The 15,420-nt window shown below is 67.3% G+C and carries 15 protein-coding genes; 7 read left to right on the forward strand and 8 right to left on the reverse strand.

All coding sequences use genetic code 11. The features are described from left to right. Nucleotides 1-28 precede the first annotated feature (28 nt). Nucleotides 29-2,374, reverse strand: coding sequence for a molybdopterin-dependent oxidoreductase (locus tag ACOQPE_RS11765; RefSeq protein ID WP_420609095.1), 2,346 nt, complete (start codon nucleotides 2,372-2,374; stop codon nucleotides 29-31). A 184-nt stretch (nucleotides 2,375-2,558) separates the two neighbouring features. On the opposite strand from ACOQPE_RS11765, the gene ACOQPE_RS11770 reads away from it, so the two are divergent. Continuing rightward, nucleotides 2,559-2,753, forward strand: a complete 195-nt coding sequence (locus ACOQPE_RS11770) for a ferredoxin (RefSeq protein WP_420609096.1) — start codon at nucleotides 2,559-2,561, stop codon at nucleotides 2,751-2,753. A 36-nt stretch (nucleotides 2,754-2,789) separates the two neighbouring features. On the opposite strand, the gene ACOQPE_RS11775 is transcribed toward ACOQPE_RS11770, so the two are convergent. Continuing rightward, nucleotides 2,790-3,677, reverse strand: coding sequence for a 3-keto-5-aminohexanoate cleavage protein (locus ACOQPE_RS11775; RefSeq protein ID WP_420609097.1), 888 nt, complete (start codon nucleotides 3,675-3,677; stop codon nucleotides 2,790-2,792). A 39-nt stretch (nucleotides 3,678-3,716) separates the two neighbouring features. Then, nucleotides 3,717-6,155, reverse strand: a complete 2,439-nt coding sequence (locus ACOQPE_RS11780) for a xanthine dehydrogenase family protein molybdopterin-binding subunit (protein WP_420609098.1) — start codon at nucleotides 6,153-6,155, stop codon at nucleotides 3,717-3,719. On the opposite strand from ACOQPE_RS11780, the gene ACOQPE_RS11785 reads away from it, so the two are divergent. Further along, nucleotides 6,154-7,065: a methyltransferase domain-containing protein gene (locus tag ACOQPE_RS11785; protein ID WP_420609099.1), complete on the forward strand. Its 912-nt coding sequence runs from the start codon at nucleotides 6,154-6,156 to the stop codon at nucleotides 7,063-7,065. The two genes, ACOQPE_RS11780 and ACOQPE_RS11785, sit on opposite strands and share 2 nt — an antisense overlap. Here ACOQPE_RS11785 and ACOQPE_RS11790 read toward each other — a convergent pair. Next, nucleotides 7,058-7,999, reverse strand: coding sequence for a PfkB family carbohydrate kinase (locus tag ACOQPE_RS11790; protein ID WP_420609100.1), 942 nt, complete (start codon nucleotides 7,997-7,999; stop codon nucleotides 7,058-7,060). The two genes, ACOQPE_RS11785 and ACOQPE_RS11790, sit on opposite strands and share 8 nt — an antisense overlap. Nucleotides 8,000-8,153: 154 nt before the next feature. Between ACOQPE_RS11790 and ACOQPE_RS11795 the strand changes: the two genes are divergently transcribed. Further along, nucleotides 8,154-9,776, forward strand: coding sequence for an AMP-binding protein (locus ACOQPE_RS11795; protein ID WP_420609101.1), 1,623 nt, complete (start codon nucleotides 8,154-8,156; stop codon nucleotides 9,774-9,776). A gap of 21 nt (nucleotides 9,777-9,797) precedes the next feature. Here the strand turns inward: ACOQPE_RS11795 and ACOQPE_RS11800 are convergent, their stop codons facing one another. Continuing rightward, on the reverse strand, nucleotides 9,798-10,397 hold the full coding sequence (locus ACOQPE_RS11800) for an HhH-GPD-type base excision DNA repair protein (protein WP_420609102.1): 600 nt from the start codon (nucleotides 10,395-10,397) through the stop codon (nucleotides 9,798-9,800). Between the two features lie 101 nt (nucleotides 10,398-10,498). On the opposite strand from ACOQPE_RS11800, the gene ACOQPE_RS11805 reads away from it, so the two are divergent. After that, nucleotides 10,499-10,945, forward strand: coding sequence for a hypothetical protein (locus tag ACOQPE_RS11805; protein WP_420609103.1), 447 nt, complete (start codon nucleotides 10,499-10,501; stop codon nucleotides 10,943-10,945). 29 nt (nucleotides 10,946-10,974) lie between these two features. Here ACOQPE_RS11805 and ACOQPE_RS11810 read toward each other — a convergent pair whose 3' ends face one another. Next, complete coding sequence (locus ACOQPE_RS11810) at nucleotides 10,975-11,289, reverse strand: hypothetical protein (protein ID WP_420609104.1); 315 nt, start codon at nucleotides 11,287-11,289, stop codon at nucleotides 10,975-10,977. A 205-nt stretch (nucleotides 11,290-11,494) separates the two neighbouring features. Between ACOQPE_RS11810 and ACOQPE_RS11815 the strand changes: the two genes are divergently transcribed. Next, nucleotides 11,495-12,199: a hypothetical protein gene (locus tag ACOQPE_RS11815; RefSeq protein ID WP_420609105.1), complete on the forward strand. Its 705-nt coding sequence runs from the start codon at nucleotides 11,495-11,497 to the stop codon at nucleotides 12,197-12,199. A 65-nt stretch (nucleotides 12,200-12,264) separates the two neighbouring features. On the opposite strand, the gene ACOQPE_RS11820 is transcribed toward ACOQPE_RS11815, so the two are convergent. Then, nucleotides 12,265-12,627: a hypothetical protein gene (locus tag ACOQPE_RS11820; protein WP_420609106.1), complete on the reverse strand. Its 363-nt coding sequence runs from the start codon at nucleotides 12,625-12,627 to the stop codon at nucleotides 12,265-12,267. 250 nt (nucleotides 12,628-12,877) lie between these two features. Further along, nucleotides 12,878-13,597, reverse strand: coding sequence for a DUF3800 domain-containing protein (locus tag ACOQPE_RS11825; protein WP_420609107.1), 720 nt, complete (start codon nucleotides 13,595-13,597; stop codon nucleotides 12,878-12,880). Nucleotides 13,598-13,811: 214 nt separating this feature from the next. On the opposite strand from ACOQPE_RS11825, the gene ACOQPE_RS11830 reads away from it, so the two are divergent. Both ACOQPE_RS11830 and ACOQPE_RS11835 read left to right on the forward strand, forming a co-directional pair. Continuing rightward, on the forward strand, nucleotides 13,812-14,297 hold the full coding sequence (locus tag ACOQPE_RS11830) for an HIT family protein (protein ID WP_420609108.1): 486 nt from the start codon (nucleotides 13,812-13,814) through the stop codon (nucleotides 14,295-14,297). Next, the gene (locus tag ACOQPE_RS11835; RefSeq protein WP_420609109.1) at nucleotides 14,297-15,286 is read left to right on the forward strand and encodes a hypothetical protein; all 990 of its coding nucleotides are present in this window, start codon (nucleotides 14,297-14,299) and stop codon (nucleotides 15,284-15,286) included. Before ACOQPE_RS11830 ends, ACOQPE_RS11835 begins: the two co-directional genes overlap by 1 nt. The last annotated feature ends 134 nt before the right edge of the window (nucleotides 15,287-15,420 follow it).

The raw sequence follows: 15,420 nt of genomic DNA on the forward strand, positions 1-15,420 counted from the left end.
CCCGACGGTTGAGCTGCCCTTGGGTGGTTCAGCCGGCGACAGGTTCTAGGGCTACCCGGACGTGCTTGTGGTGCGGGGTGAGTGACAGCCAGTCGCGGTCTTCGATGTCGGTGAGCTCGTTGACGGCCACGCCGTGGATCTTGTGCTCGCCGTCTTCGTCGGGATACTCGGTGCCGAACCCGTGGGGGAGTGTCACGTGGCCGGCCATGACCGTGTCGGTGACCTCCGCAGGTGCTTCGGCCTCGCCCCGCTTGGAAACGATGCGCACCCGGTCGCCGTCCACCACGCCGAGCGTGGTGGCGTCGTCGGGATTGATCCGCAGCGAGCCGGCCTTGTCCTTCTTGCGCCACTCGGGATCACGGATCACGTCGTTGGCGTTGGACGAGCGGCGCTCGCCCGCTGAGAGCACGAACGGGAAGCGATCCTGGCCGATGGCCGGTTCCTCGTCGGCCAGCAACCGAAACTCGTCCTCGAGCTCCTCGATGTACAGGTGGATCTTGCCGTCGGGGTGCGCGATGCGGTCCCACGTCTGGGAGTACTCGCTGACGCTGTAGATCATTCCTGACGGCGAGTCGACGAGCTTGTCGAACAGGTTGCTGGCCAGCTCCAGCCCCTCACCCTCGACGCCCGCAGCCCGCACCTCGTCGGGGTAGCGCATCGAAGCCTGCATCGCAGAGCCGAACATGATCGCCGCCGGCGCCATGTTGCCCAGCGTCGGCCCGAGCGAGTCGTACAGAACGACCGGCAGCTTGGCCCCCACATCGGGATCGGAGGTCGACGCCTGCCCGAGCGCCTCGATGAAGGCATCACGACCCTGCTGCGCCGCATCGGCCAGCCCGTCGGTGCCCGCGGGACGTCCGCCCATCGCGGCCACCAGCCGGCTGTGGATCTCGGCCTCGGGCAGCGACTCGCCCAGTGGCTCGAGGATCGGGTGGCGTACCTGGAAGTAGTTCGCTGGCATCTCCCCAGCGAAGAACGTGGCCTCAGGCTTCTCGTACTGCGAGCAGGCCGGCAGCACGTAGTCGGCAGCGCGAGCCGTCTCGGTCATGGCGACGTCGATCACCACCAGGCATTCCAGCTTGGCGAAGGCCTCACGGAACCGCTTCGAGTCCGGCAGCGTGTGCAGCGGGTTCGCCGACTCCACGATCATTCCCCGGAAACGGTTCGGGTGATCGGTGTCGATGCAGTCGGGAATCGCGGCGCAGGCGACGAGGCCCGACAGCATGGCGTTGCCGGTGACGGGGTCGGTCTCGCCCTCGCCAGAGTGACCGCAGATCGGAGCGAGGCGCAACGGCAGGTTCATGCCCCCCGGCTTGGCGAAGTTGCCGGTCACCAAGTAGAGCAGCCGCTGCAGCCAGCTGTTCAGCGTGGAGTGGGGCGCCATCTCGATGCCGAGGTCCTCCTCGGTGGACAGCGACTTCGCCGTGCCCATCGTGCGCGCCGCCGCACGCAGCTCAGCCTCGTCGATGCCGCACTTGCGAGCGCAGTCGGCGATGTCGGCGCCCGAGATCAGGTCGCGCAGCTCATCCCAGCCGGTGCACTGCTCCGCGAGGAATTGCTCGTCGGTCAGCCCCTCCTCGACCATGATCGCCAGCAGCGCCGCCAAGGCCCACGCATCGGTGCCGGGGCGAACACGCAGGTGATGATCGGCCATCGCCGCCGTCTCGGACACCCGCGGATCCATCACCACGAGCTTGCGCTCGTCGTCGTTGCGGATCTTGTTGAGCTCGTTGCGCGACTCGGGGAAACCGTGGCTCTGCCAAGGGTTCTTGCCGATGAACACCGCGCAGTCGGTGTGCTCGAAATCGCCCATGGCGCCCAGGTTCTGCCTGCCGAACATCTTGCCCTGCGCCCAGAACATGCCGGTCTTCTCCTGGGCGAGCGCATTCGAGCGGTACTTGACGCCCAGCGTCTGCAGCACGCCGCGGGCATACGCGCCGGGGAAGTGGTTGCCCTGCCCGCCGCCGCCGTAGTACAGGATCTTGTCGCCGCCGACCGCGTCTCGGATGCCGGTCAGACGCTCGGCGACCTCGGCGATCGCCACATCCCACGACACCTCTTCGAAGGTGCCGTCGTCCTTGCGGCGCAGCGGGGTGGAGAGGCGGTCGCGCCCGTTCTGGTAGTAGTCGATCCGCAGGGCCTTCTCGCAGGTGTAGCCCTTCGAGGCGGGGTGCTCCTTGTCGCCACGCACTCGCGTGATCTTGCGACCGTCGAGCCGTACCTCGATGCCGCAGTTGTTGGAGCACAGCACGCAAGCGGTCTTGTGCCAGACCTTCGTCGGGTCCTCCTCGGCGCCGTTGGTCGCCACCGGAGCGGCTTGGTCGCCAGAGCGCTTGGCTCGAAGCGCGGCAAGTCGGGTGTTGGCGTCGGACATGGCATCCCCTTGGCGTATGCGGGCGCAGACATCGCAAGGCTACGGCGCAGACTGGCTCGCTGCCGGAATTGGGTGTCGCTTCGCACGCCGGGCGCGACGCACTGGCGCGCTAGCTTCTGGCCCACAGGGGCACCGCCGCGCCCCGCCAATGTTTGGCCCCAGCGGCCTGCAGGAAGGATTGCTCGTGCGGATCAGTGTGGATGCCGACAAGTGCCAGGGCCACAACCGCTGCTACTCGCTGGCGCCGGAACTGTTCGATGTGGACGATTACGGCTACGCCACCGCGGCTGGCGACGGCGAGGTACCCGCAGGCTTGGAAGACAAGGCTCGGCTGGCTGCGGCGAACTGCCCCGAATACGCGGTGTTGATCGAGGAATAACCCCGCCGACGCGCCCCGTGCGCGGCGGCCCGTCCCTCAGCGCCTCTTCAGCTCGAGCTTGTCGCGGACTTCTTCGGGGCCGATGACCCGGTAGTTCATGGCCTCAAGGATCTGCTTCGCCCGGGCAGTCAGATCGGCGTTCGTCGCCAGCCGCCCGCGTTCGAGGTACAGGTTGTCCTCGAGCCCGACCCGGGCGTTGCCGCCCGCCACCGCTGCCAGGGCCACATACGGAAGCTGGTCGCGTCCCAGTGCGAACGCCGAGAACGTCCAGTCGTCGGGCACGTTGTTGACCATCGCCATGAACGTGTTCAGGTCCGGCGGCGCACCCCAGCGGATGCCCATGCACAGCTGCACCATCACCGGTGCTTCGATCACCCCGGCTTCCACCAGCGATCTGGCCTCCCACAGCTGGCCGGTGTCGAAGGCCTCGATCTCAGGGCGCACGCCGAGTGCGGTGATCTGGCGGGCCATCTCCATGAGCGTGTCGTGGGTGTTGGTGGCCACGTAGTTGCCTTCGCCGAAGTTCATCGTGCCGCAGTCGAGCGTGCAGATCTCCGGCAGCAGCTCGCGAACGTGGGCGAGACGCTCGGTGGCGCCTGCCATGTCGGATCGCACCGGGTCAGGCGGCAGCGGTTGCTCCACTGACCCGATCACGAAGTCGCCGCCCATGCCGGCTGTGAGGTTCAGCACCACATCGGTGCTCGATGCCCGCACGCGCTCCACCACTTCGCGGTAACAGTCGACGTCGCGGCCTGCGTCGCCGGTGATCGGGTCGCGCACGTGCACATGGCAGATCGCAGCGCCTGCCTCGGCGGCGTCGATCACGTTCTGGGCGATGTCGGCAGGCGTGTATGGCACCTTGTCGGACTTGTCGACAGTGTCACCAGCACCGGTCACAGCACAGGTGATGAAGACGTCAGGCATCGCAAATTGTCTCACAGCCCGCCCGGCTGACCGGCCTGCTCAGATGCCTTCGGCCGCCGCAAGCCCTTCCGGGTCGACTTCCTGACCGGCCGCCATGGCGGCAAAGATCTCGGGTGGCTCCTGCCACGAATCCATCGGGCTGCCGGCTCTGGCCGCCTCGATTGCCTCCCACACGCGCTGGGGGCTCATCGGCATGTCGATATGCCGGACGCCGAGATGTGCCACGGCATCGATGACGGCATTCTGCAGCGCCGGTGTCGACCCGATCGTGCTGGCCTCGCCGATGCCCTTCGCTCCCAGCGGGTTGAGCGGCGAGGGCGTCTGGGTGCTGTGCACCTCGAAGCTGGGGAACTCGGCCGCCGACGGGAACAGGTAGGTCATCAGCGTGCCGGTCTGCGGGTTGCCGTCGGCGTCGAACACCACTTCCTCGTACAGCGTCTGCGCAGCGCCCTGGGCGATGCCGCCGTGCTGCTGGCCGGCAAGCAGCAGCGGGTTGATCACCGTGCCGGCGTCGTCGACCGCGATGTGGCGCAGGTAGTGGATTTCGCCCGTGTCGGTGTCGACCTCCACCACCGCGATGTGCGCGCCGAACGGGAAGCTGGCCTCGCCCTGGTCGAAGTCGAGCTGCGCTGCGAGCCCCGGGTCGATGGGCTCGCCCCGTTCGGCCGCAGTGCTCTCGGCTTCGGTCGGGTCACCGAGCAGCCCGTCCGGTGCATCGTCGACCGCCGTGGCCAGCTGTGCCCAGTCGACGGATCGAGCCGGCACGCCGGCCACGCTGAACGTGCCCACCGCAGCGTCGAGCACGATGTCGTCGACGCTGGCTTCGAGCAGGTGCGCCGCTAACCGCTGGGCTCGATCGATGAGCACGTCGGTGGCGTTGGCGACGGCCGAGCCGCCGACCTGAACCGAGCGGGAGCCGCCGGTGCCGCCGCCGCGGGGCACGAGAGCGGTGTCGGACTGGATGAAGCCGATGTGCTCCACATCGATGCCGGTGCGGGCCGACACGATCTGGGCGAATGTCGTGTGATGGCCCTGCCCGTGTGAGCTGGTGCCGACGCGGATGGTGGCGCCGCCGTCGGGTTCGATGCGCACCGCCGCGAACTCGCTGGTCAGACCGCCGGCAGTGATCTCGACGAAGCTGGCGATGCCGATGCCGAGCTGGCGCACGTCGCCGCGCTCGCGCCGGGCGCGCTGTTCGGCCCGCAGATCGTCGTAGCCGGCGAGCTCGACGGCACGCCGCAGGGGCAGGGCGTAATCGCCGCTGTCATAGGTGACGCCGGTGAGCGTGTCGAAGGGGAAGGCGTCGGGCGAGATGAAGTTGCGCAGCCGGATCTCGATGGGATCGATGCCGGTCTCGATGGCGGCCTGATCGACCAGCCGTTCGAGCAGGGCAGCTGCCTCGGGTCGCCCAGCACCCCGGTATGCGCCGGTGGGCGTCGTGTTGGTGACTGCCGTGGCCACGTCGAACCGGATGGACGGAAAGGCATACGTGCCGTTGGACATGCGCTTGGTGCCTGCCGGCAGCATCGTTCCGATGTTGGGGTAGGCGCCGGTGTCGCCCACCAGGCGCACGCGCAGCCCGGTGAACGTGCCGTCGTGCCGCACGCCGAGCTCGACGTACTGCACTTGCGCGCGGCTGTGCGCCAGCGTGGTCATGTCCTCGCTGCGTCCCGGCGTCCAGGTGACCGGTCGACCCAGCCGATCGGCCAACGCCGCCACCACGGTGTGCTCGTGATACAGGCCGGCCTTGGCGCCGAAGCCGCCGCCGACGTGCGGGGCGATGACGCGCAGCCGCCCGGCGTCCCAGCCGAGTGCGCCGGCGAGCTGCATCTTCGTGAGGTGCGGCATCTGGGTGGCGCAATACACGGTCATCCGGCCGTCGTCGCCGGGCACAGCGGCGCACGAATTCGGCTCGAGCGGCACCGCCGCGATCTTCTGGTTCACGTAGCGGCCCCGCACGATGTGATCGGCGCCGTCGAGCGGATCGGTGCCGGGCGGGTCGGTGATCTCTGTGGCCACGTTGTTGGGCCGCTCGTCGAAGAGAGCCGGAGCGCCAGGGGCCAGCGCCGCCTCGGCATCGGGCGCTGCGGGCAGCGGTTCGTAGTCGACGGCAACCAGCTCGGCGGCATCGACTGCTTGCACCAGGGTTTCGGCCACCACGACGGTGACCGCCTCGCCCACGAAGCGCACCTTGCCGACCGCCAGCGGGGGACGGGCGAACTCGTCGGCCACAGCGACGAAGCCATGGTGCGGCGCCACGCCGAGCTCCGCTGCGGTGAGCACCTCGATCACGCCCGGTGCCTGCTGTGCCTCGCCGGTGTCGATGCCCCCGATGCGTGCATGGGCAACGGGGGAGCGGACGAACACCGCGTGGCACATGCCGGCCGCCGAGTGGTCGTACACGTAGCGCCCGCCGGCGGTGAGCAGCTCGGGGTCTTCGCTGCGTCGGACTTCGTTGCCCAGGATCGATCCGGCCATGGGCGGCGAGGCTAGCGACGGGCCGCTGCGCCACTCGGTTCAGCTCTTGGGCGGTTGCGCTGCCGCCGTGACCGGCGGCACTGTGCCCTACGCTGCCGCCGTGACCGACGGCGACGTGTACACCCACGGCCATCAGCCTGCGGTGGTGGCACAGCACGCGCGGCGTACCGCTGAGGACTGTGCGGCGTTCGCCCGGCACGTGATCGAGCCCGGCGCCCGGATCCTCGATGTCGGCTGCGGACCGGCGTCGATCACCGTCGGCCTCGCCCGCTGGGCGGAACGAGGTCACGTCACCGGCATCGAAGTCACCGACGAGATCCTGGCCACAGCCGCAGCCACAGTTGCCGAAGCCGGCGTCGACAACGTGACGCTGGCCAACGAATCGGTGTACGAGCTGCCCTATGACGACGGCACGTTCGACGTGGCCTACGCGCATCAGGTCCTCCAGCACCTGTCCGACCCCGTGGCGGCGATCTCGGAGATGGCCCGGGTGGTGCGCGCCGGTGGCTGGGTGGCCGTGCGCGACTCCGACTACTCGACCATGCGGGGCTACCCCTCGAGCACCGAGATCACCCGCTGGCGAGAGGTGTACCGGCAGGTCTGCCGCCACAACGGCGCCGAACCCGATGCCGGCCGCCACATGTATGCGTGGTTTCGTGCTGCCGGGCTGCCCGATGTGCAGATGTCGGCGTCGGTGTGGCAGTTCTGGACTCCCGAGACGCGCCGCAACTGGGGCTACTCGTGGGCGGATCGCTGCCTGCACACCAGCTTCGCCCGCCAAGCCGTCGAATACGGCTACGCCACATCAGACGAGATGGAACAGATCGCCGCCGGCTGGCGAGCATGGGCCGACGATCCCGACGGCTATTTCCACTTCATTCACAGCGAGGCGCTCGCGCAGGTCAGCTGAGCTCAGCGAGTGCAGTCTCCAGCTCTGGGACATTGGGCGGATCGGCGCCTGGACGGGTGCAGGTGAGAGCTGCAGCCGTTGCCGCCCGGGTGGCGATGGCGCGCCACTCGTGGAGCGTGAGCGCCGTCAATGCCGCCCGGTCGGCGCCGAGCCGGTTCCACAGCGACACCAGCACCGACCCCACGAACGCATCGCCCGCCCCCACCGTGTCCGCGACGTCGACCGGCGGGGCAGTCACATCGAGCTGGCCTTCGGCTGTGTACACGGTGACGTCCCGTGCACCGCGGGTGACGATCACGGTCGTGACCCGGCCGGCAAGCAGTTCTGCGGCGCAGTCGTCGGCGGCACGCCCGGGCCAGATCCACGCCAAGTCCTCATCGGAGGCCCGGAAGAGGTCGCAGACACTCAGCCAGCGCTTGTGAAAACGATCCCACCGGTGGCGATCCTCGACGATCGCGGGTCGGACATTGGGGTCGAGCGAGACGAGGCCGTCGTGACGCTCGGCAAGCGAAGCCAGCACGTCGGCGGTGCGCCCGCGGAACATGCCGAGCGTGCCGCCGTGCAGGATGTGAGGCCCGTGGCCGAGGGCGGTGAGGTCGGCCGCTGCCAAGGCCGTGTCGGCTGTGTCGTCTCCTTCGAAACGGAACGACGGGTGCGGCGTCAAGCTGATGATCGCCTTCGCTGTGGGCTCTGCGCCTCGCTCGCACGCCCGCAGGTCGACGCCGCTGCGCTGCAGGTGGCGCCAGATGAGCTGGCCGGCCTCATCGGTGGACACACGTCCCACGAATGCGCTCGGTGCTCCCAAACGCGCAGCGGCGATGGCGGCGTTCATTGGCCCTCCGCCGGGCACCGCACGCGATTCATCTCCGTCGAGCACGTCGACCAGCGCCTCGCCGCAGCAGACGATCATCCGGCTGCCCTCATCGCGCTGCACTCACCGTGCCGTCGCCCTCGTGCCGCGTTCCCTGCGTCGCAATCGCGGTGCCGTAGCCGCCGTGTGCCGTCATGCCAACGCCTCCACTACGGCAGTCTCGCCCGCGGGCGCAGCCAGATGACGACTCGGCGCTGCGCCCGCAAGACTGTCGGCCATGTCTACTGCGACGCCGGTTGCCGTTCCCGACAACTATCCCGCTCTCGTCGAGAGGGCGGCCCGACTGTTTGGCGACTCCGAGGCAATCCGCGACGGCGACATGTCGATGACCTTCGCAGAACTGGCGGAGCGCTCCGAGGCGTGCGCGGCAGCGCTAGTGGAGAATGGTCTCCAACCCGGCGATGCCGTGGGGTTGTGGGCGCCGAACGCGTGGGAGTGGGTGGTCGCGGCCATGGGCACGCTGCGAGCCGGCGGCGTCATCGTGCCGGTCAACACCCGCTTCCGGGGCCGCGAGGCCGCATATGTGCTGTCGCGTGCGAGGGTCAAGCTGCTCTTCACCGTGGTCGGCTTCCTCGGGTACGACTACGTGGCCGACCTCGAGGCCGCCGCCGAGGACGGTCACACCATTGATTCGCTCGAACGCACGGTGATCCTGCGCGGCGACACGCCGCCGGGCACCACCTCGTTCGACGAGTTCGTGGCCACAGCCACTCCCGACGGCTTCGCAGAAGCTGCGAAGCGCGCAGCCGCCGCCACGGGCGACGACCTCGGCCTGGTGATGTTCACCTCGGGTACGACCGGGCTGCCCAAGGGGGTCATGATCCGACCGGCGTCGATCATCCGCAGCTTCAGCCAGTACGCCGACGAACTGGGCATGAGGCTGGGCGATCGCATGCTGGTGATCAACCCGTTCTTTCACGCATTCGGATTCTGCGGCTCGATCACACCGTGCATCGTGAAGGGGGCCACGATCCTGCCCCACCCCGTGTTCGAGGTTGAGGCCGTGCTGGAGCGGATTCAGTCCGAACGGGTGACTGTGCTGCCGGGCCCGCCTGCGATCTTCCAGTCGATGGTCAACTTCGCCGGACTTGACCGGTACGACACTTCCAGCCTGCGCTCGGCGATCACCGGAGCGGCGGCGATCCCCGTGGAGACGGTGGTGGCGATGCGCGAACGGCTCGGTTTCGAGACGGTCATCACGGCGTTCGGCATGACCGAGACGCACGGTCTGGCCACGATCTGCTCGGCAGGCGACCCGCCGGAGCTGGTGGCCTCCACGAGCGGGAAGGCGCTGGCAGGCATCGAGCTGCGTGTGGTCGATGACGACGGTCGCGACGTGCCTGCTGGCGAGCCGGGGGAGCTGCTGGTGCGCGGCTACTGCGTCACCACGGGCTACCTCGACGATCCCGAGCAGACCGCCAAGACCATCGACTCCGATGGCTGGCTGCACACCGGCGACATCTGCGTGATGAACGAGCTCGGCTACATCGACATCACCGACCGCAAGAAGGACATGTACATCAACGGCGGCTTCAACGTGTATCCCGCCGAGGTGGAGAACGTGATGTCCGAGCATCCGCTGATCGGTCAAGTGGCGGTCATCGGCGTGCCCGACGAGCGGCTGGGAGAGGTCGGCGCCGCATTCGTGGTGCCGTCGCCGGCTGGCGCTCCTGAAGCCGATGCGTTGCGGGCCTGGTGCCGCGAGCAGATGGCCAACTACAAGGTGCCCCGGTACTTCTGGAATGTCGAGGCGCTGCCGCTGAACCCGTCGAACAAGGTGCTCAAGACCGACCTGCGCGAACTGGCCGCCGAACGTCTGGGCGCGGAGCTGGCTGGCTGAGTGTCCGGTCGGTCCAGCCGCTCAATCCTGCTTGGACTTGCCGGCGGCCTTCTGGTTCTTCTTCCAGATGCGGACCTCGGCGAGCGCATCAGGGCCGTCGATGTCGGCCACTGAACGCGGCTGACGGTCGGCGAACGGGCCGGCCACAGCCTTCCAGCCGCGGGGTGCTACGCCGAAGCGCTTTGCCAGGATCGCCACGAAGATCTTGGCCTTCTCGTCGCCATACCCGGGCAGTGCCCGGAGCCGGTCATACAGCGCCTTGCCGCTGCGAACGTCGGCCCAGACGGCGCCGGCATCGCCGTCGTAGTGCTCGACGATGTGGCGTGACAGCTCGCCGCAGCGCTTCGCCATCGATCCGGGGAAGCGGTGCAAGGCCGGCTTGGTCTTGAAGGCGGCTTCGAGCTCGTCGGGATCCATCTCGGCGATGGCGGCCGGCGAGAAGCGGTCGCCCAGCCGTTCGGCCAGCCGGATCGGGCCCTTGAAGGCCCATTCCATCGGGATCTGCTGGTCGAGCATCATCCCCAGCAGCAGTGCAAACGGGTCGTCCCGCACGAGCTGATCGGCCTCAGGATCGCCCGTGACCGCCAGCGTCCCCCCGATGTCACCCGCGCTGCTCGCCATGGAGCCGCACGCTACTGCGACGGAACTGGCGACGGTGTTGGTGAGTTCGCCGGAACAGGAAATGAGTTTGCGGCGCGCACGGTTCCGCGTATGGTCAGGGCATGGAGTGGTCGAACGTGGGGCCGACGCTGACGGTGTTCGTTCCGATCGCCATCGCGTTCGCCGGTGGCGTGTGGGCCGTGATCAAGTGGGGCTTCGGGGGAGTCACGGACCGCATCGATGGGGTCGTCGATCTCGTCAACTTCCGGTTCGATGACCAGAACGACCGGGTTGATGCCCGTTTCGACGCGGTCGACCACCGTTTCGAGTCCGTGGATGCCCGATTCGATGCGATCGACCACCGTTTCGAGTCCGTGGATGCCCGATTCGACGCAATCGACCACCGTTTCGAGTCCGTGGACGCGCGCTTCGATGGAGTTGACCACCGGTTCGAGGGGCTGGACAAGCGCATTGACGGCATCGACCGGCGCATCGACGAAATGCGCGTCGATCTCCGGGCGATCGTCAACCGGGTGGACTCATTGCACGCATCCATAGCGACCGCATAGCCATCGACGGCCCAGCCGCAAGCTCGTCTCTAGATCCCAAGGCTGCGGCTTGTGGACTTCGATTCGCGGGATCGCCCCCGGTCGGCAGCCTCATTGCAGGGATTCCTTGCGGCGTCGGCAGAAACGCCGACAATCTTGGCGATTCGGTCAATCGAAATACCATCGCCACGAGCTTCAGCTATGGCGTCGAGCATCAGAGCCTCGTCGGTGGAGCGATTGCGCACCATGCGCCAGAGGCGGTACTCGGCGACCGGCATCTGCTGGGCTCGGTCTGGGTCGAACGACTCGGCGTAGTCCGCCAGCTCCTCTGACCTCTCGGCGATCTGCCCGCGAGTGAGCTTCATAGCGCTCTCCTGAGGTACTGCTCTGTTGCGGGCATGGCGTGAAAGATCGCCTCGGCTTCGTCATCCTCAGAGTACCCAAGGGCGATTTCGAGGTTCCTGCCGCTGTAGTCGGCCCCGATGATCATCTCAGATTCATTGTCGAGACGGAACGCTGCAAAGTCCTTCCGGCGAGGGAGAGGGTGTCACGGTTAGCCTCCAGTGCCGCATGGAATTCGGAGTCGGCGCGGGTGATCGGGTTGAGCGCTTCTTGCGTTCGCACGCCACGGGGCGGCTCGTTGTGTGCGTCGGCTCGGCCAGTGTCTCGGGCGTTGCGTGGTTGGCCGGACGCACACCTCAGCGTCCGGTGACCTTGCTGATCGGCGATCTGCAAGGCCGGAACTTCCAGCATGCGACCGACGCCGATCGCCGTACGGCCCTGGCATTCGTCCAAAGAAGCGATGTGGAGGTCCGCAGCTGGTACCGCACCGCGCGCAACGCGGCAGGCCGCTCCGAGGCCCATCTCAAGGTGTGGGCCGCATGTGATGAGCGCGGGGTGCCGCATGCCTATCTCGTAGGTTCGGCCAACCTCACGACCGCCGGTCTTGCCGAGAACGGCGAATTAATGACCGTCGCTGACGGTCTCGAGCACGACTACCTGAGCGGTGTCCTGCAGGCGCTCCTCGACAAGTCCTGGCCGGCCGAGGACCAGCTTATAGAGCGAATCTCAGGTTTCGATGGCAAGCCAGTGGCCGAGCGCCCGCACCGCCGTGCAGCTCGCGGTGGCCAGCACCGCCAAGGGCCAGCCGGCCCGAAGGCCCAGGCCGGCTGCGGCAAGCAGGCGGCGGTCCTAGCTGTCTGTGCGCTCGGGTTCGGCGTGGCCGTCCTGACGCAGGCAATCCGAGCGGTCGGCAGCACTCGGCGCTCCAACTGATTCTCTGGATCGGGCGCGAGTTAAGCCCGAGTTCTCGCACTGTGGACCGATTCGGGCCATTGGCCTCAGCGGAATCTGCAGTCGTTGCCGAACTGCTGTTCTGCGTCAGTGGCCGAGGTTCCGAGCAGTTCGTCGATGCGCTCCCAGGCGGTGCCTTCGTCTCGCGCCCAGCGGACTGCTTCGGCGATCTGGTTCCGGCTGACCTCGGTGGGCTTCTCGATGATGCGCTCGGCGCGCACCGCGAGGTCAAGCCACACCTCGTGCCGGGGGCCCGGTAGGAGACCCAGCCAATCGATCGACTCGCACCAGTCGGCGACGGCATTCCAATCGCCGCCCGCTTGGGCCTCTTCGATCAGCTCGTTCAACACCTCGGATTGCTCGCCCAAGTCGACCTCTACGGTCATGACTTCGTCACGGAATCTGCCCATACGGGCCAGTGTGGCCGACCGGGGACAGGCCAACCGGACCAACCAACGGGTCACTGCCAAGTCGGCGTGTTCACAGCTGTCGCGACTGCCGACGCCGGAAGTGGCCAACCGGTGCACAAAAAAAGGACCCCGTGAGATCCGGGGTCCTGAAGCCTGGGGCGCACGATTGCGTTCAGCTCAGGCCTACTAATCGCATCCGTCAGGCGAGCGTCAAACTATCACGCTCTCTGCGTCGCGGGATGCAGCGCGGTCACAGCACGACGATCCGATTCCTCCAAAGGCGACCGCCATGTGTACGACGCCTTCCTAGCGACGTCGGTCGGAGTCCGGCGAGATCGTTGTCGAGATCCTGCATCGCCGAATCTCCCTCGATGGCGCGGCGACGGACTCCGGTGATGATGTCGGCCACCTGAATGGCTGGCGACGTGGCCGAGTCTGCGTAATACACCGTTGGGTGCATGGGCAGCTTCTTCGTGGACGTGTAGCTGGCAACACTGTGGCTTGCGTGCGTGTCCAAACTGTGGCTCGAGCGATCCATAACGATGATCCCGGTGGCTGCGGCGGAGCGGCACTCGACCGCGAAGTGCTCGACCAGCGCTTGCATGAGCAAGGGCATCGTCGTCTTGAGTGACATGTGGTGGAGCATTCTGGACTTGTCGATGCTCGCCGTGTACGCGGTGCACTTCAAGCCGCCGATGATCTTCAGGATCTCTTGGACGAGTTCCCTGTTGCGCCGGATTCGCTGTGGGTTGGGCCGAATCGTGTCGGTGGCCTTGATCTCCCAGCTGGCAGGGTGGCCCCGGCTGGGGAATAGCCGGCCCTTGGCGCCAGTGATTCTTCGGCTGAGGACCGGAACAGCCTCGGAGGCCACCGCGCAGCCGCCGATGACGATGGCGCCGGAGGAGTGGCTCGGTGCCGGGTGGCCCGAATCGTCCAGAAAGAGAATCAGTGAGGACCTCTGCGATGTCATGAACGTGAGCATCCGATTCGCGACATCCGGCAACTACTAGCACGGTGCTGTCCAAGCGCCGAAGTTGTTTTGTTGGCACGAGAGCGTGTTGCTGCGGCTCGAGGTGTCGCTGGCCGGCTGCGGTCGGCGAAGCGTGCAGCGCATGCCGCCCGGCTCCCACAATCCAGGTCCGACAACAGGGGACCAGGCCAACCGGACCAACCAACGGGGCAGAATGCCGGTCGTGGATGGATGCGTATTCTGTCGGATCGCCTCAGGGGCCGAACCTTGCCATCTCGTCCATGAGGACGAACGCCATCTTGGTTTCTTGGACATCTTTCCGAATACCGAGGCGTTCAGCGTGGTGATGACGAAGGAGTGTCTTCCTAGCGACATCGCACGAGTAGACGGCCATGTTGCTGCGGGCCTGTTTGAGGCTGCGCGCCGGGTTGCCGTCAAGATCGCTGCTGCGTACGAGGACGTGGATCGCTGCGCGATCGTGTTCGAGGGAATGATGATCGATCACCTGCACGCCAAGGTCATCCCGCTGCATCGGACGGTCGGAGTGCAGCCGAGTCCCGAGTCGGGGACGACGGCTCGTGGTGAGCAGTACTTTGAGGCGTATCCCGGCTACGTGACCACCGAGATCACAGCCAGTCGGGCTGATGACGAACACTTGGCCGCCGTTGCCGCCAAGATCAACTCGCAGGGCAGGCGCTGATGGGCGAAGCAGTTCCGTTTCCGGCTACGCAGCCGCGGGGGTACGAGTGGCTGGAAGGGGAGCCGGCGTTCGATGCCGAGCGGCACCTGCAGCTTGAGGAACCGGCTGAGGTGCTGATGCTGGCCGACCTCGGTTACGACGCCGCCGAGATTGCCACGAAGGCCACGCCGGTGGCACTGTCGTCGCCGTTCCGGATGCTGAGCGACGAGGGCTCGGCGATCATGCTGGCGACCGCCAGGCGGCTGCGCTGTTTCACCCGCCCGGCGGGGGAGCGCATCGAGCGCACCGTGCGCGGCGGCTGCTACCGCTCACGCTGGCTGCGGGACCTGTGCCTCAGCCCAGAGGTGACAGCACATCTCGAAGCGATCTACGGCATCGAGATCGCCCCGCACCCGATGCCGGTGCACCTCGGCCACATCAACTACGAGCCGTCCCAGATCGATGTCGGCATCGACAAGTGGCATCACGACACGCTGCCGCTCGACTACGTGCTGGCGGTGACCGACCCCGCCCAGGTTGCCGGTGGGCGTTTCGAGTGGTTCGGGGGCACCAAGCATGAAGCCGCCGAGCTGGCTGAGGCCGGTCAGCAAGTCCCGCCCGAGCGGACGGTCGCTCCCCGGTTTCCCGGCCCCGGCTATGCCATCGCGCTACATGGCGACATGGTGGTGCACCGCGCCGGCCCGCTCGACGAGATGTGCGAGCGCATCTCGATGGTGAACGGCTACGTGGCGACCGGCGTCGCCGTCGACGAGCAGAGCCGCACGTCCGACCTGATCGGCATCGACGACCCGGAGACGCTGTGGACCGAGTGGGCGAAGTTCGCGGCATGGCGGAGCAAGGATCGCCTGACCCAACTGATCGACGAGCTGGAGTTCACCTCCGACCGCGACGCCGTCATCGCCCAGCTCGAAAGCGCGATCGGCGACGCTCAGCGTGCCGTCGAAGAGATGCGTGCCGGCGAAAAGAGCCTGCTGCACTACGGCGACTGAGCGGCCGGACTCGCAGCAGCGCGGGCTGTTGCGGCACTGCGAGCGACCCATCGGCTGAACGGCAACCCCACGGCAGTACCGAAGCGTGAATGGTCGTCGCGTTGCGGTCCGGTTGCGATGGCGCGCAGCGGCTG

The organism is Candidatus Poriferisodalis sp., from assembly GCF_965219595.1.
Classification (GTDB): Bacteria; Actinomycetota; Acidimicrobiia; order Acidimicrobiales; family Poriferisodalaceae; genus Poriferisodalis.

What these genes read in the sequence shown, in the direction of transcription:
- ACOQPE_RS11765 (WP_420609095.1), bottom strand. Translation starts at nt 2,374, where the DNA reads ATGTCCGACGCCAACACCCGACTTGCCGCGCTTCGAGCCAAGCGCTCT.
- ACOQPE_RS11775 (WP_420609097.1), bottom strand. Translation starts at nt 3,677, where the DNA reads ATGCCTGACGTCTTCATCACCTGTGCTGTGACCGGTGCTGGTGACACT.
- ACOQPE_RS11785 (WP_420609099.1), top strand. Translation starts at nt 6,154, where the DNA reads ATGGGCGGCGAGGCTAGCGACGGGCCGCTGCGCCACTCGGTTCAGCTC.
- ACOQPE_RS11780 (WP_420609098.1), bottom strand. Translation starts at nt 6,155, where the DNA reads ATGGCCGGATCGATCCTGGGCAACGAAGTCCGACGCAGCGAAGACCCC.
- ACOQPE_RS11795 (WP_420609101.1), top strand. Translation starts at nt 8,154, where the DNA reads ATGTCTACTGCGACGCCGGTTGCCGTTCCCGACAACTATCCCGCTCTC.
- ACOQPE_RS11800 (WP_420609102.1), bottom strand. Translation starts at nt 10,397, where the DNA reads ATGGCGAGCAGCGCGGGTGACATCGGGGGGACGCTGGCGGTCACGGGC.
- ACOQPE_RS11805 (WP_420609103.1), top strand. Translation starts at nt 10,499, where the DNA reads ATGGAGTGGTCGAACGTGGGGCCGACGCTGACGGTGTTCGTTCCGATC.
- ACOQPE_RS11810 (WP_420609104.1), bottom strand. Translation starts at nt 11,289, where the DNA reads ATGAAGCTCACTCGCGGGCAGATCGCCGAGAGGTCAGAGGAGCTGGCG.
- ACOQPE_RS11815 (WP_420609105.1), top strand. Translation starts at nt 11,495, where the DNA reads ATGGAATTCGGAGTCGGCGCGGGTGATCGGGTTGAGCGCTTCTTGCGT.
- ACOQPE_RS11820 (WP_420609106.1), bottom strand. Translation starts at nt 12,627, where the DNA reads ATGGGCAGATTCCGTGACGAAGTCATGACCGTAGAGGTCGACTTGGGC.
- ACOQPE_RS11825 (WP_420609107.1), bottom strand. Translation starts at nt 13,597, where the DNA reads ATGACATCGCAGAGGTCCTCACTGATTCTCTTTCTGGACGATTCGGGC.
- ACOQPE_RS11830 (WP_420609108.1), top strand. Translation starts at nt 13,812, where the DNA reads ATGCCGGTCGTGGATGGATGCGTATTCTGTCGGATCGCCTCAGGGGCC.
- ACOQPE_RS11835 (WP_420609109.1), top strand. Translation starts at nt 14,297, where the DNA reads ATGGGCGAAGCAGTTCCGTTTCCGGCTACGCAGCCGCGGGGGTACGAG.